32 protein-coding genes are annotated in these 18876 nt (G+C 40.2%); 10 read left to right on the top strand and 22 right to left on the bottom strand.

The window, feature by feature from the left end:
- The 3 genes from ACTF5Q_RS07495 to ACTF5Q_RS07485 all read right to left on the bottom strand — a co-directional run.
- Positions 1 to 193 (bottom strand): hypothetical protein (locus ACTF5Q_RS07495; protein WP_438954007.1); only part of this gene is annotated, 193 nt, incomplete at its 3' end.
- A gap of 77 nt (positions 194 to 270) precedes the next feature.
- A complete protein-coding gene (locus ACTF5Q_RS07490; RefSeq protein ID WP_438954006.1) occupies positions 271 to 576 on the bottom strand; it encodes a DUF3303 domain-containing protein in 306 nt (101 codons plus the stop codon).
- A gap of 235 nt (positions 577 to 811) precedes the next feature.
- Complete coding sequence (locus ACTF5Q_RS07485; RefSeq protein WP_438954005.1) at positions 812 to 1687, bottom strand: lysophospholipid acyltransferase family protein; 876 nt, start codon at positions 1685 to 1687, stop codon at positions 812 to 814.
- 553 nt (positions 1688 to 2240) lie between these two features.
- Here ACTF5Q_RS07485 and ACTF5Q_RS07480 point away from each other — a divergent pair.
- Together ACTF5Q_RS07480 and ACTF5Q_RS07475 are read left to right on the top strand one after the other, a co-directional pair.
- Positions 2241 to 2822, top strand: coding sequence for a dimethylsulfonioproprionate lyase family protein (locus ACTF5Q_RS07480; RefSeq protein WP_438954004.1), 582 nt, complete (start codon positions 2241 to 2243; stop codon positions 2820 to 2822).
- 851 nt (positions 2823 to 3673) lie between these two features.
- On the top strand, positions 3674 to 3859 hold the full coding sequence (locus ACTF5Q_RS07475) for a hypothetical protein (protein WP_438954003.1): 186 nt from the start codon (positions 3674 to 3676) through the stop codon (positions 3857 to 3859).
- 23 nt (positions 3860 to 3882) lie between these two features.
- Here the strand turns inward: ACTF5Q_RS07475 and ACTF5Q_RS07470 are convergent, their stop codons facing one another.
- The 5 genes from ACTF5Q_RS07470 to ACTF5Q_RS07450 form a co-directional block, all read right to left on the bottom strand.
- Positions 3883 to 4074, bottom strand: a complete 192-nt coding sequence (locus tag ACTF5Q_RS07470) for a hypothetical protein (protein WP_438954002.1) — start codon at positions 4072 to 4074, stop codon at positions 3883 to 3885.
- 862 nt (positions 4075 to 4936) lie between these two features.
- Positions 4937 to 5221, bottom strand: a complete 285-nt coding sequence (locus ACTF5Q_RS07465) for a hypothetical protein (RefSeq protein ID WP_154032983.1) — start codon at positions 5219 to 5221, stop codon at positions 4937 to 4939.
- A gap of 70 nt (positions 5222 to 5291) precedes the next feature.
- Positions 5292 to 5696: a hypothetical protein gene (locus ACTF5Q_RS07460; protein ID WP_438954001.1), complete on the bottom strand. Its 405-nt coding sequence runs from the start codon at positions 5694 to 5696 to the stop codon at positions 5292 to 5294.
- A 135-nt stretch (positions 5697 to 5831) separates the two neighbouring features.
- On the bottom strand, positions 5832 to 6215 hold the full coding sequence (locus ACTF5Q_RS07455) for a rhodanese-like domain-containing protein (protein WP_438954000.1): 384 nt from the start codon (positions 6213 to 6215) through the stop codon (positions 5832 to 5834).
- A gap of 40 nt (positions 6216 to 6255) precedes the next feature.
- Entirely contained in the window at positions 6256 to 6645 is a 390-nt protein-coding gene (locus ACTF5Q_RS07450) for a hypothetical protein (protein ID WP_438953999.1), read from the bottom strand.
- 259 nt (positions 6646 to 6904) lie between these two features.
- On the opposite strand from ACTF5Q_RS07450, the gene ACTF5Q_RS07445 reads away from it, so the two are divergent.
- From ACTF5Q_RS07445 to ACTF5Q_RS07430, 4 genes are all read left to right on the top strand, one after another.
- Positions 6905 to 7366, top strand: a complete 462-nt coding sequence (locus tag ACTF5Q_RS07445; RefSeq protein WP_438953998.1) for a hypothetical protein — start codon at positions 6905 to 6907, stop codon at positions 7364 to 7366.
- A 10-nt stretch (positions 7367 to 7376) separates the two neighbouring features.
- Entirely contained in the window at positions 7377 to 7562 is a 186-nt protein-coding gene (locus tag ACTF5Q_RS07440) for a hypothetical protein (protein WP_438953997.1), read from the top strand.
- A 102-nt stretch (positions 7563 to 7664) separates the two neighbouring features.
- Positions 7665 to 8084 (top strand): hypothetical protein, encoded by a 420-nt coding sequence (locus ACTF5Q_RS07435; protein WP_438953996.1) that lies wholly within the window; start codon positions 7665 to 7667, stop codon positions 8082 to 8084.
- Between the two features lie 113 nt (positions 8085 to 8197).
- Complete coding sequence (locus ACTF5Q_RS07430) at positions 8198 to 8953, top strand: DUF924 family protein (RefSeq protein WP_438953995.1); 756 nt, start codon at positions 8198 to 8200, stop codon at positions 8951 to 8953.
- 27 nt (positions 8954 to 8980) lie between these two features.
- On the opposite strand, the gene ACTF5Q_RS07425 is transcribed toward ACTF5Q_RS07430, so the two are convergent.
- The 6 genes from ACTF5Q_RS07425 to ACTF5Q_RS07400 form a co-directional block, all read right to left on the bottom strand.
- Positions 8981 to 9181: a hypothetical protein gene (locus tag ACTF5Q_RS07425; protein WP_153696988.1), complete on the bottom strand. Its 201-nt coding sequence runs from the start codon at positions 9179 to 9181 to the stop codon at positions 8981 to 8983.
- Between the two features lie 153 nt (positions 9182 to 9334).
- Positions 9335 to 9733, bottom strand: a complete 399-nt coding sequence (locus tag ACTF5Q_RS07420) for a hypothetical protein (protein WP_438953994.1) — start codon at positions 9731 to 9733, stop codon at positions 9335 to 9337.
- 133 nt (positions 9734 to 9866) lie between these two features.
- The gene (locus ACTF5Q_RS07415) at positions 9867 to 10568 is read right to left on the bottom strand and encodes an SDR family oxidoreductase (RefSeq protein WP_438953993.1); all 702 of its coding nucleotides are present in this window, start codon (positions 10566 to 10568) and stop codon (positions 9867 to 9869) included.
- Positions 10569 to 10667: 99 nt separating this feature from the next.
- Positions 10668 to 11276 (bottom strand): carboxymuconolactone decarboxylase family protein, encoded by a 609-nt coding sequence (locus ACTF5Q_RS07410; protein WP_438953992.1) that lies wholly within the window; start codon positions 11274 to 11276, stop codon positions 10668 to 10670.
- A 41-nt stretch (positions 11277 to 11317) separates the two neighbouring features.
- Positions 11318 to 11770 carry a GFA family protein gene (locus ACTF5Q_RS07405; RefSeq protein WP_438953991.1) on the bottom strand — a complete coding sequence of 151 codons (453 nt, stop codon included), beginning with the start codon at positions 11768 to 11770 and terminating at the stop codon, positions 11318 to 11320.
- Positions 11771 to 12002: 232 nt separating this feature from the next.
- Positions 12003 to 12983 (bottom strand): hypothetical protein, encoded by a 981-nt coding sequence (locus ACTF5Q_RS07400; protein ID WP_438953990.1) that lies wholly within the window; start codon positions 12981 to 12983, stop codon positions 12003 to 12005.
- 166 nt (positions 12984 to 13149) lie between these two features.
- Here ACTF5Q_RS07400 and ACTF5Q_RS07395 point away from each other — a divergent pair, with 166 nt between their 5' ends.
- Together ACTF5Q_RS07395 and ACTF5Q_RS07390 are read left to right on the top strand one after the other, a co-directional pair.
- The gene (locus ACTF5Q_RS07395) at positions 13150 to 13338 is read left to right on the top strand and encodes a hypothetical protein (RefSeq protein WP_438953989.1); all 189 of its coding nucleotides are present in this window, start codon (positions 13150 to 13152) and stop codon (positions 13336 to 13338) included.
- A 59-nt stretch (positions 13339 to 13397) separates the two neighbouring features.
- Positions 13398 to 13820 (top strand): GFA family protein, encoded by a 423-nt coding sequence (locus ACTF5Q_RS07390; protein WP_438953988.1) that lies wholly within the window; start codon positions 13398 to 13400, stop codon positions 13818 to 13820.
- Between the two features lie 29 nt (positions 13821 to 13849).
- Here ACTF5Q_RS07390 and ACTF5Q_RS07385 read toward each other — a convergent pair whose 3' ends face one another.
- From ACTF5Q_RS07385 to ACTF5Q_RS07375, 3 genes are all read right to left on the bottom strand, one after another.
- Positions 13850 to 14113, bottom strand: a complete 264-nt coding sequence (locus ACTF5Q_RS07385) for a hypothetical protein (RefSeq protein ID WP_438953987.1) — start codon at positions 14111 to 14113, stop codon at positions 13850 to 13852.
- A gap of 74 nt (positions 14114 to 14187) precedes the next feature.
- The gene (locus ACTF5Q_RS07380) at positions 14188 to 14544 is read right to left on the bottom strand and encodes a hypothetical protein (RefSeq protein WP_438953986.1); all 357 of its coding nucleotides are present in this window, start codon (positions 14542 to 14544) and stop codon (positions 14188 to 14190) included.
- 1 nt (position 14545) lies between these two features.
- Positions 14546 to 14839 (bottom strand): hypothetical protein, encoded by a 294-nt coding sequence (locus ACTF5Q_RS07375; protein ID WP_438953985.1) that lies wholly within the window; start codon positions 14837 to 14839, stop codon positions 14546 to 14548.
- Between the two features lie 833 nt (positions 14840 to 15672).
- On the opposite strand from ACTF5Q_RS07375, the gene ACTF5Q_RS07370 reads away from it, so the two are divergent.
- Positions 15673 to 16056, top strand: coding sequence for a rhodanese-like domain-containing protein (locus ACTF5Q_RS07370; protein ID WP_438953984.1), 384 nt, complete (start codon positions 15673 to 15675; stop codon positions 16054 to 16056).
- Positions 16057 to 16095: 39 nt separating this feature from the next.
- Here the strand turns inward: ACTF5Q_RS07370 and ACTF5Q_RS07365 are convergent, their stop codons facing one another.
- Positions 16096 to 16560 (bottom strand): pentapeptide repeat-containing protein, encoded by a 465-nt coding sequence (locus tag ACTF5Q_RS07365; RefSeq protein ID WP_438953983.1) that lies wholly within the window; start codon positions 16558 to 16560, stop codon positions 16096 to 16098.
- A 135-nt stretch (positions 16561 to 16695) separates the two neighbouring features.
- On the opposite strand from ACTF5Q_RS07365, the gene ACTF5Q_RS07360 reads away from it, so the two are divergent.
- Positions 16696 to 16908 carry a hypothetical protein gene (locus ACTF5Q_RS07360; protein WP_438953982.1) on the top strand — a complete coding sequence of 71 codons (213 nt, stop codon included), beginning with the start codon at positions 16696 to 16698 and terminating at the stop codon, positions 16906 to 16908.
- Positions 16909 to 17119: 211 nt separating this feature from the next.
- Here ACTF5Q_RS07360 and ACTF5Q_RS07355 read toward each other — a convergent pair whose 3' ends face one another.
- The 4 genes from ACTF5Q_RS07355 to ACTF5Q_RS07340 form a co-directional block, all read right to left on the bottom strand.
- Positions 17120 to 17737: a glutathione S-transferase family protein gene (locus tag ACTF5Q_RS07355; protein WP_438953981.1), complete on the bottom strand. Its 618-nt coding sequence runs from the start codon at positions 17735 to 17737 to the stop codon at positions 17120 to 17122.
- 54 nt (positions 17738 to 17791) lie between these two features.
- Positions 17792 to 18025, bottom strand: coding sequence for a hypothetical protein (locus tag ACTF5Q_RS07350; protein WP_438953980.1), 234 nt, complete (start codon positions 18023 to 18025; stop codon positions 17792 to 17794).
- Between the two features lie 74 nt (positions 18026 to 18099).
- A complete protein-coding gene (locus ACTF5Q_RS07345) occupies positions 18100 to 18531 on the bottom strand; it encodes a GFA family protein (protein WP_438953979.1) in 432 nt (143 codons plus the stop codon).
- Positions 18532 to 18562: 31 nt separating this feature from the next.
- Entirely contained in the window at positions 18563 to 18850 is a 288-nt protein-coding gene (locus tag ACTF5Q_RS07340) for a DUF4242 domain-containing protein (protein ID WP_164376993.1), read from the bottom strand.
- Between the last annotated feature and the right edge of the window lie 26 nt (positions 18851 to 18876).

Here is an 18876-nt window from a genome sequence, read left to right as displayed (position 1 = left end):
CTGGGCTGCTCATAAATGCACCCATTGCTTCCATGTCAGTAACATTCATGCAAGCCATGAACTCTTTTTCACCCAATTCTGCAAAGCGCCATTCTGTTACAAAGTCACCAGCTCCTGCTGCCATGTCTGCTTTAATCTTTGCGTGGAGAACATTCGCTCCCGCTTCTACAGTTCCCCGAACAAATACATTCATAGGTTTATCTCCTTTGATTTTCTTGTGCTTGCCTTGAGCGTCTGAGCCGCACTAGGTTTCTTTAAATCTGATTATCGTTAGCCTTGTTGTGTCGCCAACATAGCTTTGACTAACTTTCGGGCATTGTCGTCGTCGACAACTGGAGTAACAGTTGGGAATTTGCACTGTCCCGACCAGCCCATAATCCACGAAGTTAACGCTTCTTGATTATCGGATTCGACAACGATCCAGCCGTTTCCATTTGGAACATCGTGCCACCGTCCAATTTGAGACACACCATCAGGATATTCACCAGCAATTTGTTCATCAGTCATATTTGCGAAGAACGCTTGAGTGTCAGCTTGTTTGTCTCGGTCAACTTGATAAGTACACATAAAAATCATAAATTTACCTCCATAAATTAGTTTTTGTTTAAATATTTTGCTAGTTTGTAGTCTTTGTAGATTAACGTGATTTTGTAACAAAGATACTAAATGTTGTTTTGACGTTAAGTAAGTCCACTGACTTTGAAAATTTTTCTTAATTAATAAACTTTTCCAAAGCCTGAAGTCTTTTATTTGAGGCCGCATCTATTCCATTTTATACCATAGAGAATTTGTTCGCTAACTACACTTAAAGTCAAGCACCATCCCACCGTCTTAGCATCCAGTACCACTGTTCTGGATTCGCCATGATCCGCGCGGATAGACTGTTGTTAAAAACATGCGTCATGGTGATGCTATCGGTGTGGGGGATTGGGGCTTCGAATTCCACGCGAAATGCGTTCCCATCATCAATGCGTGTGCCAAATGCAGGAATCATGGGCAGATCATATTTAATTGCAAGCTGGGCAGCTGAAAGAGATGTAAGAGCGTCATGCCCGAGAAACGGTATCCTAACGCCTTCCGAATATTTTTCATCTAACAAGATTGAAATAATGCCACCATCCCGCAGATGCCGCACTAGGGCCCTGGTTCCAACTTTTCCCGTCGCCAAAATCGGCTTTCCCCCTGCCTCTATACCAGCAAGAATGCGGCGCGCGTAGTGGCGGTTCTTGTGTGGTCGATACACAGCGCCGCTTTCAAGCCCATGCATTTTGATCACAGCGCGAACAGCTTCCCACTGTCCAAAATGGCCGGAAACAATGATTGCTCCCTTGCCAGCCGCTTGAGCCTCTTTCAGAGCAGTAAGGCCAGGACCAGAGGCATTGAATTTATGGTATTGGGTTTGAAATTCAGCATCGTGATAAATCTCAAACAGTGTTCTCCCCATATGTCGCCCCATTTCTTGGCCCAGCTTAGCGCGCTCGCCGCGCTGCATATTAGGAAAAACTCGTTTGGCTTCGCGGTCAAATCGGCGCCCTGCAGGCGGAAACCAACGCATGACGGTTTTAAATGTTGTACCCAATCCACTAGACCGAGAGTTAAAGGAGCGCCATCGAACAGCCGTCAGCGCCGACCACAAAGGGAAGTATCTGGCATGATGTAAAACTGATTTCAACAAGTCGGTAATCATTGCTCTTTATTACTGAATTCACCGGCAATACCAATCGAAAAGGTACTGTCAGACTGAATCACTTTAGACGGGCAGGGCATTTGTAGTCTTGTTTGCCGCACCTTTCGGTCACTTATTGCCCGCTAAAGGCTCATGAGGGGCTGGGTGTGCAGTTATGTTGATGCTATGGAACTAATAGCGTTACCTTCTCATTGCAGGTTCTTTCGGTATACAAATAATCATGGCTGTCCTAGCCTGTCAGATTATTCTGGAAAATCCGAGGGCTCTCTTCACCGACCGAGAGTTTCTTTTTCTATTCAGACGCAAGGAGTTAATTGCAATCATCTGGAAACAAAACATCGCGTTGAATGAAGATGAACTTATCAATCAAGCTGTTTTTTAGAGCGTGGTACTAGAATTCTGATAGATCACTGTATGATTTGCTAGTAATGAAATTCATAACGAATATGGGTTTGTAGGAAACAATACTTATCAGTACATGCAATAATGTTATTTTATTTTGTGTTTACACTGAGATTAATCTTGAAACTACCAAGTCAACGCAGGTGACGGCATGAAACAAAATCTCTTTCTACACCTTTTAAATGCAGCAAAGGATGTATACTCTTCGTCACAGGCACTAAAAGAGTTTGCACCTTGGCCAACAGATCTTTCTTACGAGGATAAGCCAGTTGTTTTGGTCCCAGCTGTTAGGCAAATAAAACACTGGTCTAATGCACACCCACTCCATAAAGCGGCCCAACAGGTTGCTGACTTTGGTAATTGGAAGCAATCATATACTGAGAATGAGGTCGGCTTTGGTTTCTTGCAAGATTATGGCTATCTTGAATTGTATGGTCCTGACGGTCATTTCAAAACTAATGCGGGTCGTGCCTATTTAGGATACTGGGGACGCGGGCTTTATTATCCTTGGCATCGTCACGAGGCAGAAGAAATTTACGCAGTTGTAAGCGGTTCGGGCTACTTCGAAAGTCAAGGACAAGAAGCGGCTCTTTTAGGTTCAGGCGAAACTCGTATGCACAGTAGTAATCAACCGCATGCGCTGACAATGACTGATGGTCCAATCTTAACCTTTGTCCTTTGGCGCGGCAAAGGAGTGGAAGGACTGCCTTTGATGGGGACTGATAGTTCTTGACTTTACGTGGATGCGGATGTTTCGAATTTTGGTAAATCCTCATTAACAGAAAGCCAATTCAATTTGTCGCTGTAGTAACAATCCAAACGTGGTTCATAGCTCTATAGTTACGCACAGAAACTGAGGATAATTTCGAGGATAACATCCGTGTCAAGAAAAGTAGGAGATGATTCAGCAAAAAAGTTTAATTGCGATATCAAAACAGCCAATGGCAAAAATCAAGGAATGGTGTACTCAAAAGGTGTAAGTTAAAGTACCAACAAACAAAGTGTAATGTAGACTGGACAAAAGCTTGACGAGATCAAAGTGCAGCGCTTTATTACTACCGTATCTGGCTTATAGGATATCTAAAATTATTTTTTTATTTTAATAATTTACGGGCTGTGGGTAAGTCTTGCTACGATGGTTTATTTCAGAACATAGAAACCTTGGGTTATGACACAGCGATTGGCTCAGACGGCTGGCCTGTTGACCCTAAACATCCAAGCGTAAAGTAATTACGCAGCTAGATCGTCTTCGAGCAATCGAACAACTTTGTGACCTATTGCAGTAAGCTTGTTAAAATACTGAAATTTCAGTTTTATACTCTGGACATTCGTATGCCCTACGTTACTGTGAAAATACTAGTGGGAGATTATTACATTTAACAGCAAATTAAGTGGAAGCTGGTAAGATTTTTTATGATCTCCTTTTATACTTTAAGGCTTCGTTTTAATCTTCTTCTAGAGGCATATGCGCATTGTGAGAATTTGTGCAATCATCTCGCAGTGCGCTTATGTTGCTGTTTCCAAACACGTTACTACTTACCCTACCTATTTAAGACAAAATAAATTTTATAAGGTCAATAAAATATGAAAAAGCTGAGTAATAAGCCTAAGCCTTCACAGAAAAAATTAAATAGCGAGATAGAAAAAAAACCAACCGGCCGCTCAGCCGATGAATTGCAGCAAATGAGAGATACAGTTTCAAGCAAAAATAGAAAAAGCGAACAAGTGAATGCATCTTTTTTGCTCAGAGCCCGAGCTAGGAAAAAATAACCCTAGTGAGTTAAATGTAAATTTTATGACCTAGCGCTCACTTCATCTAAATAATCTATCAAATCTGCTCCAGTCAATGTAACCTTTCCATCTTCATTCACATAACCTTTTCGCTTCGCCAACTCTAGTGCCTGTTGCTTGTCATCATTACGAGTTTGCGTTCTGCAGTAAGTTAATAATCGTTCCAAAGCCTCTGTTTGCTTTAAAGTCGCCATGAAATATCCTTTTTAAATAATTTTATATTGTTTGGTTTTAAACAATAATAAGTGCATCAGCCCAAAATGTGATCGGTGCCAGTATAAACTCTTATGAGTTCAGGTAAAAAAAAGACGCCCAAGATTATAAACAATTAAAATCAGACCAATAACAGTAATAAGAATAATAAGATTTTTGCTCATGATTTGTCTCCGTAGTCTCTACCACGCAAACAAAATATCAACGCTCATTAATGGATAGCCTCTTTTCAGATTTATACAAGTTAAAAGTTGATACAAGATACGTTAGAGCAGACCAGTTGGTGGCTTAGGGAATATCGTCTCGTTCTAGGTTGGCACAAATATAGAGCGATAAGCCAAGTTTACGCAGAGTAAAAATTGCTATTGCCGCGATGCAGCATACTTTATAAAAATTGGAGTAATTTGTTTAGATCCTTTTTACTCCGTAACTAAGAAAACGCCAACGCTTATTCGAACCCCGAGCTGTTGGCGTTTTTTTATTTTTATTCTTCACTATTCAAAAACTTTAGATATATCGCGGAATGCTAATGTGGCGTGGGGTTACCTGTGGACTAGTGGACGAGTGGACTATACTGAGAGGTAGGGGGGAAACCTTGACCGCTTGAGTTGCTAGTCATCGTGGAAACCACGAACTTGTCCCACTTCGTCTAAGATGGCTAGTCTAGGCGAGAGTCCGTGCGCAGTCCCCAACGATACCAATAAAGACTTGTAACTAAAATTGCAACTAAACCCCTGAAACTCTTATTTGACCGAATGACGCGCGTAACATTGCTTAGGTGTCAAATCAGTAGATCCAATTAAACGCCTTAGTGCTTGGATTAGGGTAAGTAATGCAAACAATTCATTCTGTAAAAGATTCATCACCCATTACAGTTACAACATTAGACTCCAAAATTGCTCCAGCAGCAGCTCTTTTGGCTCTAAGTTCCTCATGTCCAGCGAATGCTTTCATAGACTCCGGAGAGTCAAACTCCATCAGTACCATCATTTTATTGTTATCATCTTTATGAGGTCCTGCAAAAATCAGCTTACCGCCGAGTGAGTTTAGTTGGTCTTTATTTTCTAAATACATCTCTTTCCAAGGTGCGAAGCCTTTTGAAAGATCTTGAGTTAACATAACTATCATATCTTTTTCCTTCTTTAATATGATTTAACAGTTGCTGCCAAAGACTAACGTCTCTTTAATCAAACCGATGCTAAATGCATGGGTATAGGTTCCATTCGGCATTACCTTCTGGATCTGATTCATAGGAGAACATATAATATTTACCATTCAGTTCGGATAAAGCTTCAGATGTTGTTTCAAATGAAGCACCTCCGTGAAACATCACACCACCAGTATCAGTCATGTTACCAACACCCATGCAAGTAAAGGTGGCAACACCTCCGGCACACATGATCACTCCTGCTGGGCAATGACCTTTCCATGAACCATCAGGTCTCATCTCAGCGGTAAAGGTTGCCATACCTTGAACCTCATGACCTACCAGCGTACCGCTACCAACGTTGTGCGTTTCCATGGCAGGCAGACCGTATTTACCTGAATCAATAGGTTTGGTGGTTTCTTTTAAAGTCAATGTTCCTGCTTTTTCTCCAAGCATGCTACTCTCCTGTAAGTTATAATAAAAAACTTACTCTATAATTACGATGAAGTTGTGATAGTGTAGGAACTGTACCTCAACATCAATTAACACTTTCCTGAGTGGCAACTATATAAATGGTTCGATTGGCTTCGGTTATTCTTCAATCAGCGCACCGCGTTTTTTCCATGCCCCAAATCCACCCTCCATTTCGGCAATGTTCTCAAAGCCCATGTCCTGTAAAGTTTTTACGGCTAGCGCTGAACGCCAGGCGCTAGCACAGAATAAAATTAGCTTTTTGTCTGTGATAAATTCTGGTTTATGATATGGGCTGGCAGGATCTAACCAGAATTCTAGCATACCCCTTGGGGCGTGCAGAGCGCCCGGTATGCAGCCCTCTCGTTTCAATTCACGGATGTCGCGAATATCTACAAACTGCGCAGTTCCCGCTTCAACCTGTGCCTCGGCGTCTTCTTGCAAAAGTGTCTCAATCTGTTCCTTAGCTTGAGAGACAAGTGTGGTTACTGGGGTAATTGCCATAGATCAGTTCCTACCGTTGCACTATATTAAAAACTTAATTTTAGTCAGGGTCTTTTGCTAAACCACGCCATGATATAAAGGAAAGAATGGCAACAATGCCAGTACCTAAAATTGGAGGTACTGCTGATATTTTTCCTAAAATTTGCAATATAAGAGTGGTAATACAAACTACGCTGAACGCCAAAGTATAGCCTCTCATTACATGCGCTTGGAAAGTTCGGCCTTCAATATTTCGCAAATGATAAGTTATGATAACTAAAGCAAGGATTAAACTTGCTATTCCATATCTGACTGTAACAAGGTCAGCAAATCCTTGACCTTCAGCATTTGGAAACTGTTCACTTGTTACGAATTCTGGCGCAATGTACATTACTGACGAAAAAACTAACCCAATTAAAGCAGTTATTATTAACGTAGTTTTTGGTTTCATGGTCACCTCCGATTTATATCCTAATGTGAAGGAGATTATAGATCTTGTAAAATAAGACGCTGCGTTCGTAGCCAATGACCTGATCCGAATAAACGCCTTAGTGAGTGACAAGGGGAATTATGAGTTGGGGTGGGGTTATCGATTAATTAATGGGCAGAAATACTCCCAGCTTCATAAAACTGTTAATGTCCGTATCGTAGCGTCTTGATTGTATGAGAGTAGTGTTGATTAATTTTCATTAAAAAGAAGGGAAAATTAAATGAGAAAGATTCTAGCGGGTTCAATTTTAGCGCTTATGCCTACACTAGTTCTAGCCGGTGGACACTCTGGTTTAGGAGGAACTGGGACGGGAATAACTGTTGATAATGAAGTAATGGAAGGCAAGACAGGAGTTCTGGTAAAAAATACTACCAGCGATGTGTGGACGTGGGATAATCCGCCTGAAGGGTTCCACAAGGCCACAGCAGCAACCTGCACGCAAGTTCTAACTTTTGCAGTAGGTCAAGAACAGCCAGTGGGATTCGTAGCGACATGTATGTCCGTTGATCCTGATGGCGATGTTTCGGTTAGCTTACTGACACCACACCCAGACGGAGCATTAATCACACAGACTTCTGGTACTGGAAAATGGGAGGCTTACAACGGGGTAAAATGGATTGGTGGAACGGATATTCAAATAGACGCCAACACATCCACTTACTCTTGGAAAGCTACTGATTAAGATCGCTAAAGTGGGAGCCAAAAACCATGATACTTCTAATGGTACATGGTTGGCTCATCCAACTGATGCTACACCAGTAACAATCATACCGATCCAAATAAACGTCTTTGCGCGTGAGCAGGGATATTGTGAGTTGGGGTGGGGTTACCTGTGGACGAGTGGACTATGTAGATCATCCAGAGAGATAGAGGGGTAAAAATTAATAGTAATAATTAATAGTAATTCAGTACAGATAATATACTTGAATAGACCTACCGATTTGAGGAGTAGTTTTATATTCACAGCAAAGGAAAACCTCATGAAAAAATTTTTACTCATAGCCGCGTGCATTATTGGATTTGGCCAAGCTGGCTTCGCGTCAGACATTCCAACCACAAATTGGGGCGCTGTGTTGAAAGTCCCACTTAGTAAAGTTGGGTCCGTGGAGAAAGGATTAGTAGAATGGGGTAATTGGATCAAAGAGACCCATCCTATGGGAGATGAGGCTTTAGGCCTAGACAGCCTGACCATAACAAAAGGAAATCCTATTGGTGATCACGTATATTATGTGATAGTTGAAAGATACGATACAACCGAAGGCTTAAAGAACCATCAGAGCTTGTTTCGCCGAGATGTTTCAGGAAATTATGCAAGTATGTTTTCTAAACTTGGGTTCATGAGTGCATACCGAGTAGGTGGGTCTGAGCAGGTCAAAACGCTGTTTAGTATTGTACCTTAGCATAAGCACCCATTTCTTGAAACACAGTTGTGATTGAAGAGTCAACAATACTAAGCTGATCTATGTGTGCCTGTGTTAAAGGTGATAAATGTTAATCTTAAAGAGGTCTCATTATGAATTCGGATGTCTCTGATTTAAAACCTGAAGTTTTTAAGTTACTTCCTGAGGTGATAAAGGCTCTGGAAGAGCCTCGGAAGCCACGCAGTGTCCTGAATTATATGTGTGCCTGTGATACCGCAGATCCTGTAATCAGGCTATCTTTAAATACTGAAGATAAGGTTAGATCTCTTTTAACGATCTGGTTTGCGAGTGGCAGTTCACTGGATGCTCTATGCCAACCGTTTGCTCCAGTAATTCGCGAGCTGAAGGCCCAGCCACCGACGTTAGTCGGAGAAGATTGGGATAGTCTAGAGGGTAAAGTGGCGAAAGTATTGTTGGCAGATCAGCTTTCTAGATCCTGTTTTAGAGGAACTCCCGAAGCCTTTTCTTACGATCAAATTGGTAAAAAATTAGTACGTGAATTAGTAGCTGCGGACTTAATAGAGGAAACTTTAAAACTTCCAGCGGCTCTTTTGTATCTTTTACCATGGGCCTTGGCACATTCAGAAGATTTAGAAGACCTTGATTACGCTCGTGAGCTTATCGATAAAGCTGCAGCATCTTCCCCTAGTTTTTATTTATTTTCTGATCGGAACAGAAGGGCAGTCGAGCAACACCGTCAAGTATTGGAAAAATTTGGACGTTACCCCCACAGAAACAAACAGTTCGGCAGAAATAATACTTCCGAAGAACAGGCTTGGCTTGACGATACAGAGAACCTCCCAGTCTGGGCTGGCGGAAAACTATCGATCGAGGAAGATATCACGTAGAAATTGCTATGACGGTTTGCATGGGAGCTATTCTTCTAAACGTTCTTCTAGTTCATCAATACGGTGGCTAATATATTCTAACTTTTCATATAATTCTTCAACATAACCGTAATCATGCTCGTCGTCGTGATCATGGCCCTCGAAGATTAAGCTGCCAACTAGCAACAAGGTAACTACAACAACGCATACAGTTATAATGGTCACCATTGTTTTTGTGTACGTATCCATTACCACCTCCAAAGTTAATATAAGAGTAACCGAAGTTGAAAATCATGCAAGATATGATGTTACACACGTAGCAAACGAACTGATCCGAATAAACGCTATTGTGAGTGAGCATGAGCATTATGGGTTAGTGTTAAAACCTTGCTTGAAGTTATTCTATCGGGGTGCCACGATTTCTCTATTATATCCAGAGTGATGTGAGCGAAATCGAGCACCCCAAGCACTCAATGCCTCTACTGCTGTAGGGTTTGCATTACCTAAACATATGACATCGGTTATTTCGACCAGCTCGAGCACCTCAGAGGCTAAGGGGCTTGCAGCATGATTTCCTAAACGCACCATCATTGCATCACTGTCCATAAAGGCCTCTATAAGGGTAGCTTCACTTCCGTCCTCTGAGATGTGCCATTCATAACTAATGCTATTTTCTTCTTTTAGCTCATAGACATACTTCGCTGCACGATCTCTGGCCCAGGTTTTAAATCTCTCTATATCTTTTACTTTGCAATCAAGTATCAAAACCATTCGATTGGATTCTGCATTTAATTCAGTCATTGTTTCCTCCCAATTTTTAAAAGAGTATCTTATCGCTAAAACCATGCAAGATAAGACGTTACGTACGTAGCAAATGATATTATCTAAATAAACTAATTTTATGCTTTTCGGTGGTTAAGAACGCCTGATGGTTTTACATACTACGCGTAACTCCTCCATCACTACGAATGCTTTGGCCAGTTATATAATTGCTATCTTCCGTAAGTAGGAATGCTGCCGCTTTAGCTTGTTCGTCTGCACTCGCGAGGCGTTTAAACACAGACATGTCTGCAAATTTTTGAGGTAAATCTAAACTGTCAGTGAATCCGGGCAATAGGCAGTTCATGCGTATATTATCTGCTCCATAGCGATCTGAATAAAGCTTAGTGAATGACGATACACCCACGCGATAAACACTTGAGGTCGGAAAAGTCAGACTAGGTTCGAAAGCTGAAAATGTTGTAATGTTTACTATAGAACCACCGCCCTGCGATTGCATTACTGGTGTCACTAATTTTGACATCCGTATCACTGGTAATAAAACCATTTCATTTGCTGTTATCCAGTCTTCATCTGAGATTTCTAGCAAGTCTCCTTTTGGAGGCCCACCAACATGAATTAACAAGCTATCAATACGTCCATATTTCCCCATGGTAGTGTCAAATAGTTCTTGTAAATCGGTGTCCTTCTCTGCTTTGCCACGAACCGCTATACCTCCGAGCTCGTTAGCAAGTATTTCGCAATTTTTTGATGGTGACATCAATGCTAGGTTGTAATTTCGGTTATTCATCTCTTTAGCAACGGCGGCACCCATTCCGCTACCGCCGCCAATAATTACGCACACCTTATTTGTCATAATTGCTCCATAGTAATAAATTTACTTTGCTTATACTAACTGTTTAGCAAATTGAGAGAGACCAATAAACGCCTTATTGGGATCAGGTCCAATATGATTTTAGGAGTGCCCCCAGTCATTGGGATCGTAATTATTGTTCGGTGATAAACCCAGGACATCACCCTTAGTAGAACAACCAAGTCCAAGAACGGTTCTATTAGCGTAACTGAAATACGCACACACTTGATTGATTTCTAAGATCTCACCATCTTTATACCCATCAGCACGCATTTTCTCTATACTTTCCTCACGTATACTTCCTGGATTATCAGTGAGCTTGCGGGCATATTCCATGGCGGTTTTCTGGCGATTTTCTAAGGGAGCGTTTCCAATGTTATTGGTATCAATGGCAGACCGAATTTGGGTTGCCTTTACGTCATCATTTAATAAGCGTTTCAGTCCAGCAAAATGATGTTCGACGCAGTAGTCACATTTATTCAACGTGGAGACCCAGACACCAAGGGTTTCTAGGAACCATTTATCAATTGTATTGTCACGGTGATGTAAAACGTATTTGTATATTGCCATATGACCTTCCATTGTGTGGGGTCTTAAAGAGTGCATCATCATTATGTTATCTACGTTGTTGTTGGGTCCTTTAACTCGATCATAAAGAGCCTTCAATTTTGCATCGGCTTTTTCATAGGCAATTGTGTCAATCCACGACATAGGCACTCCTTTTGTGAGAGTTTATACTTATCAATAAGAATTCATCTACTTTCCAAATTTTCTAATAATGCATTTAAACGTTCTGCAATGCCACTATCTTCAAAACTTTCTGATACGCATTCATCAGTTTTTAGAAAAGGCAACTTTTCAGATGTCCATATTTCCGCTTTAGGTGATAAATTTTTGGCTGTGTCAAAAATTCCTAATGGAATGCCAACCATGCCATCCATAATCTCAGGGGCTGGGTGGGTTTTGCAACGAACATGACAGTTAACGCAAAAGTGCACTGTATTAATAAAACCGCTTCCACCCTCAAATTCGTAACAGCTTGTATCGCCTTTTTCTTCAATTTCCTCGACGGAGTAAAGGCACCCGATTTGGTAACTACCAGATAACTTACGGCACTTTGTACAGTTACACTGTATAATAAGCATTGGGTCTAGTTCAGTTTCAAAGCCATATTGCCCGCAGAGGCAGCCCCCAGTATGTTTCATAATCAACCCTTTCAATTTATTTCACCATCAATAATTTGATATTATTGAAATTGTAGAAATTTTCAAAAAACATTTCGTTTAATAAATTTGATTTGAGACATTCTATTATGTCAATTGTCTGTTCTGTGAAGCAGTGTAGCAAGGCTGGCCTGATGACCTCCAAACATTTAAATCATGCAAACGAGCATAAAAGTTAGCCATAGTAAATCGCTGTAATTATTTTGTAAGCCGGCTACTTTTCCCAAGTTGGTAACGGATCGTATCCTAGTTGTAACAAAACATGTGGGACATCAACGAAAACCCAATTTTCTACAAGAAGCGCGTTCTCACGCCTCCACCAGTCACACACTCTCATGAAAACTCTTTCAAAACTTGGACCCTGTCCTAAAAACGGTTTGACGTTTACTCCAGTAAGGGATGGCCACCCTCCGGAGCAGGTGTAGTTGCCATCGCCAAATCTTGTGAAATGTTTAGTAAAACCATTGTTCTTTGTGCCACCAGACCACCCCTCAAATTGGGACTCGAATGGAACCTGAAATGAAGCGAATTCATTGATGCCGATAAATGAACCGAATGCTCCTGGTCCATACCACGCCATATTATCATGCCAATATGGGCGCCATGCCTCATCCTTTGTTGCTAGTTTATCAAGCATGTCTGTCACAATTTGATAACTCAAATGACCCTCAATAGGGTCCGAGGCCTGTGTGAGCACACCGTCACGCGAGGCGGGTCCTTGTATCAGTCCAGTGTAACCTCGGGAGTTCCCAGGTCCCATATCTAAAGGCCACTGATTAGAAGCAATCATAAGCTCTGGAATATCAATATAGATATAGCTTTCGACCGCTTGTCCATTTTCAATACGATGGAATTCACCATAACGTATGTAAGAAAGTTTTTTTGTTGCAGTTAAACCGATCCAGTCTTTTGCAAAATGTCCAACATAATAGCCTGTAGAGCTAATCCATTCTTGTCCCTCGAATTCACCAAACATGAAAATATCGTCACGTCGGAAAAGTCCTATGAATGAATTTTGAAGCGGTAATAAAAAATTACAAAGATAGTCGTCCGAACCATTAATTTCATTGAAAGGATGAACAACATTTATCTTAGCATCGTCAGTAAAGAAATTTCTGACGCATTCCGAGAAGTCACCCGGGTGTTTTAAAGACTCAGCATATCTTAAATAAAATGAACGAACATTTTTTATCATAGTTCATTACTCTAAGAGATCTCGCTATATCAAATTGTTGTTAAACAAATAATACCATTAGGATATTATTATGCATTATTTAAATAAATTTGTATCTTTGAATTGGCAAATAAATTAATAATTTGAGATACGATAACAGCTAAAAAATTTTTAAAGGGCTCTTGGTATGGACAATCATCAGCATCCCTCCAATGAAAATATTCAGAGATGCCCGCGTTGTTCTGCTCCTCTGAACACAATTGTAGTTCATGGACATGAAGCTTGTGCACCTTGTAAATCAAATATCTTTGAATGTTGTACTGGCGATGTTTGTGGAACCGACTCAAATCTTGATAAAGGTTACAAGCGAGCTTGATGCGCTATTTCCTCTCTGCATACTACAACGTGGAACAGTACTAGTATGGAAGCTGCAATATGGGAAAGTTAATAAAAGGCGGATGCCTTTGTAAAAAAATCCGATACAAAGCATGCGCAGAGCCTAAATGGATCTCAATTTGTCACTGCCGTATGTGCCAAAAAGCGTACGGTAACACCTCTGCTATTTTCGTAGCTTTTGATGCAGGCCAATTAGAATTTACAAGTGGGTTACCAAAATATTTTCAATCCTCAGACATCGCAAAAAGAGGCTTTTGTCCTGAATGTGGAAGTCCGATCGTTTTCAGTTACCAATCAGTAGACGCAGTTTTTATTGGCACTCTTGATGATCCAGAGAATTGGCAGCCTAATGGAGTCCATTTAGGCATCGAAAGCCAAATCCCGTGGGACATAATTCACGATGACTTGCCGCAACATCGAACGGAAGATGATCCTGACTTTATTGCCGCTGGTTCTAAATAGCTAATTTTAACCGAGGTATAATTAAGTTTTTACCCTGGCATTTCCTCCATGCTGTAAACTGTGTATTCGCATCCGTTATCTTTGTCCCACTGTAACTCCTCGGGGCTACTCATGAAAGCTCCCATTGCTTCCATATCGGTAACGTTCATACATGCCATAAATTCTTTGTCGCTTACTTCGGCAAACCTCCAATCGGTAACAAATTCTCCTGCACCACTTTTCATATCTGCTTTAATTTTTTCGCGAAGGACACGCGCTCCATTGGCTACGGTTCCGCGAACAAATATATTCATGATTTTTTCTCCTTAAATTAAATTTTTTAGACCTTAATAATCGAGTGCTTAAGTTAAAATTTGTGATGGATTAATCAATTGTCTGCAATTCCCCCAAGTTTACGTTCAGAGCAGTCTGCGATAAGTTTCATTTTCTTTTTTGCAGAGACTGCATTCCCTTCGAAAATAACATGTTTCACTGATGGTGATAGTTGCAATTGCAAAGACGAATTTACCTTTGTGTTCAATTTAGCTACGCCATTTTTAAAGGATGCACTTTTTCCTGTTTGAAGGTCACGAACAATGAAGTAACGAGCTTCTAGTTCGCACTTATTTACTAAAGTGATTTCAGCCTTAATCTCTTTCCCAGAACTGAATAACCACGAAAAAAGACCTTCTGACTTTGCCTGAGAGGCTAAGGTCAAAAATACTATGGCTACTATAGCTCTCAATTTAAACTTCAGACATTATGGATAAAACTGGTCCCATTGTTTCTTCGACCATTTTATGTCCTGTTTCATTAATTGACTGCTCACGCTGCTTTTGACGCATTTCTAATTCTGATTTAGCGTCTTCCTCAGATGAAAATATAATCACTGATTGATGCGTATTTTCATCTATTTGAAACCAAATTATATCTTCAGCCTTTGTTTGCGATTTAAACTCACGGTGCCAACCTTGCATAGTATCTGCGCTGGGAACACCGTTAGGCCACTCCCATTTAGTATGAACTGCATATTTTGCCATTTTAAACATCCTCATCATTCTATTTAGAGGAAAACAAAAATGCACGTTTATGACAACAATTAAAAACTTCCAGACGATTTTATAGTTAAAATTTTATGTTTTTTCTAAAAAAATGGAACGAATGGAATACTACAGCTGGATAATGGTATTATTAATGTTAGTAGAAGTAGTCGCATATGAACCTCTATCTTAATCATCAAAATATAATAACTTAATCATATAATAACTTAAAAACTTTAACATTTGGAATGATTTTTTGACTCATTAAAATGCAATCCCAAAGATTTATAACTGAAAATTACATAGTCTATGATTTGGTTGAAGGTTCTTAAAGGGTGGATCAGTTAATGGGGTTAAACTGATCCATAGTGGGGTGGAGAGCAAGGGTGGATCAGTCAAACTGGGAGGCTAAAAGCTGATCCATAATATCCTTGCATGTAGGAAAATTAGCTTTGTATCTTTGTACTTCAATGCATAAATTGTCGCAGATTCTGTGCGTATTTTTTTTCTTTGGTTTTAGATGTAAATAAAAGCGCAATCGGTCGTTAATATTAATGAAACACATATTCATTTTAAGCTCCCTAATTTAACTACCCCTCTTTCTTGAGGGGTTTTTTGCCAGGGTCACAGGTCACTTATTCTGTAAATATACCTGTTTTGGAGTGCGTAATTTAACATGGAGATAAATTGGCGGTAAAATTATGTTTGAGCACTTTCAATAGCCGAACCGTTGTGCCATGGGGTGATTATTCAAAATATTAAATTATTTTAGTACCAATAAATGATGAAAATATTAGTTATAAAGTAATGAGTTTCATGAAAAGGAATTAATAATGAAAAGTTTTCCAGAGTTGATTAAGGAAGCAAATGATCAAATAAATACTGTTTCAGTGGAAGAGCTTCAGTCTGTAATTGAGGACCCAAATCTTATACTTGTAGATGTTCAATCAAAAGATGCGGTTGAGGAAAACGGTATGATAAAGAATGCAATACACACCAACCGTGGTTTCCTGGAATTTTATTTTGATCAAAGAGCAGATAATCCATTTAAGAAAATAGATGTTAAATCCGATAGTAAGATAGTGGTTTATTGTGGAGCAGGCGGCCAAGGTGCCCTCGCGACAAAAACGCTAATGGATATGGGCTTTAATGACGTCAGTAATTTAGAAGGTGGGTCTGCGGCGTGGGTTGAAGCAGGAAATATCCTCTACTCATAAGTGGATTATGATTTAATGCATCTTCGAATTATTTTAGTTCTAGCAGTCTCGATAACTCGTGCTGGCATCAGGAAGAACAGTTTTGCATAATTTAGCATTATTTAGCTGCTCCTCGGATATCGAAGCATGAAGAAGATATGCCCCAACTAGATTTACATTAATGAAAATTGCTTGGCTAAAGTTTGCCAACTCTAGTTCTGAACCCTCGAAATCAGTTTCTACTAGTTTGGTAGCCGAGAGGTTTGCGCCATTCATATAGGTTTTGCTTAACTCACTGTTTGAAAGATTTGCATTGCTTAGATCAACATTAACCAGATAACTATCGCTGAGATTTGCACCGCTCAAGTCGACCCTCTGAAGATCCTGCAAACCGAGGTTCAATTTTGATAAATTACATCCAACACAGGACCGGTTTTCTTTTAAAGAATTGAGTGTCTTGCTCTCGTTAGTATTGCCAGGGTTAGCTAAAAGGCAAAAGATTATTACGGGCAAGAGTTTGATCATGAAAATACAATAGCAAAGTAGTTGGCTTCAATAAATGTGTTAGTAAAATTTTTTAATTAAGATATCAGTCAAATTATAACGTGTTTAGCAAGATAAATTATCATACTGACTTTTAAAGTGATGAGAGGAAAAATAATGTGGACACTATTTATCGTTTTTTTGAGTTCGGGCTGGAACGAGCCTGTACAATACAAAGAAGTAATTCGCTTTGAGACTATTGAACAGTGCGAGCTTCGGAGAAGAGATTTGGCTGCAAAGAGCCTTGATACACCATCCACTGCTTTAAATCCGCAGGATCTTCGTACTGAAGTTCCTGTGCCTATGATGTATGCCTGTGTGTTAGGCTAATGGGCAAGAAGTATGAAGGGAAAACACTATGATTGAAACGCATAAAAAGCAGCTTGAATGGTTTAAATCGAAACTTGGAGTTAGTGATTATACAGTAGCGTGGATTGCCTTTTTAAAAGGCTTAATACTGGGGCTTTTAATCTATCACTTTTTTATAAACGTTTAGATTTTGACCTAAAAATAGCTTTGAAATCCGTCTAATTAAAAGAGTCTATCCGTAAACTAATTTAATACTAGATCGAGTGCTCACTTGTTTTACGACCCGTTTCACATTCGGAAAATTAGTCAGTTTTGGATGCCCGCGTGAGGGCTCAAGCCAAGTGGTAAGCATATACAAATAGATATCTGCGGCACTAAAGGTCTTACCCAGAATCCATTTTTTGTTGTCAATTTGATTATCGATTATCTGAAGTGTTTCCATTAGTCTCTTATGACCACGTCTTTGTGATCCCGGCTCATCTTCAACTGTATCTGCAAATCTATATGGGTGATAATCCTGCTGAAAGGCAGTTTGAACACAACCAGAGAAATAAACTAGTGTCTGAAGAAAAAGGCCACGCAAGGGCGAATCAGGTGATGGTGCTAGATTTGCGTTTTGATGACGATCGCAAAGAAATATTGTAATGGCCGCGCACTCGTACATTGCGCCGTCTTCCCAGATAAGTACTGGAACCCACCCATTTGGATTAATTTTTAATTGCTCTGTTGGTCGTGGCTGGCCTCGGATAGTTGTCGTCGGTATGAGTTCGTAAGGGGCCCCTATCTCCTCGAGAAGTACTCTAACACCCATTGATGCGGTGCGATCTGCGTAATATAACTTATAGGTCATTGAGTTCCTTTTTTTGGATAAAAGCTACAAAACTTTGACGATAGGTTATCGTCTTTATTTCTTATCACAAAATACTTTGTAAATAGTTGTATAATTTGCAGCCACATCCACCGCCCACTGAATCTTTGCAGTATGTGCAATGAAATCTGGTGTTCCCTCGGGGTTGGTTTCTAACGCTTTCCAGTTTTCATCAGCGACTGTAAGCAAATAAAGTACACCATCTTTTATTTCGTTACAGTCTTTTTGGGATAGAATCTTTTGGTCGTCTGCTACGGAAAATTTGTCCAAAAACCAAATGCTAGCAAAGGCATCAATTTTTTCATCGGTGATTACTTTCGTTGGAAGTTTATGCGACTTACAAATTAAGGTTTCATTTCGTCACTGTCTGGACCAGCTACATGCCATTTGCCTTCATAAATTGTTTCAATCCATGCTACTTTTGACTGTCCAAAAATGTGCTTTGCTGGGGTCAGTGCGTGATGCTGCTTTAAAAACCCTGTTCGAACGTTGAAAACTGATTTATCAGGAGCTCTGGCATAGAGTTGACATCCACAAGTGCCGCAAAAACCTTGGATCCGTTCATTCCCGCTATCGGCGATTTTAGAATATTCGGTTACCTTACCCTCTATTATTATATCGTCTTTTTTTATAATAACCACCGGCCTGAATGGTGCACCACTAAACTGCTGACAATCAGTGCAATGACAGGCAATAATCATACCTGGTTCAACCTTACCGCTAATTTTAATTTTTCCGCAGTGGCAGTTTCCATTTACTTTTACAGGGTCGGACATGTTAATCCCATATCTGCAGTGTTTTACTGAATTAGCTTACGAACGAAGTATTGTGTTTGATTACAGTACTTACTTCTGAGATCTCACTAGCAGGTACGCCGGCGCGCTCGGCATGTTCTCTAACAAGTTCCTCACTATCAGCATTGTACACGCAGTAAATTGCATCACCAATTACGTAACTCTGTTCCTGCATAATATTTTTGCCCTCTGATCGCATAGCCTCGAGTACTTCTTCTGATCCTTTGCCTGCGTTATTTAAATCGTTTTTTGCAAGGCTTCCCGCGCCCGCCATTTCTCTCTTAATCAAAAATTTTTTCAACTTAATTTCTCCTATTCGTTTCTGAT

Origin of the sequence: Candidatus Salinivivens marinus, from assembly GCF_965655845.1 — a bacterium.
GTDB classification, from domain to species: Bacteria; Pseudomonadota; Alphaproteobacteria; order Rhodobacterales; family Rhodobacteraceae; genus Salinivivens; species Salinivivens marinus.
Note: the sequence above shows the minus strand (reverse complement) of the source record. Positions and strands in the feature narration are given on the sequence as shown.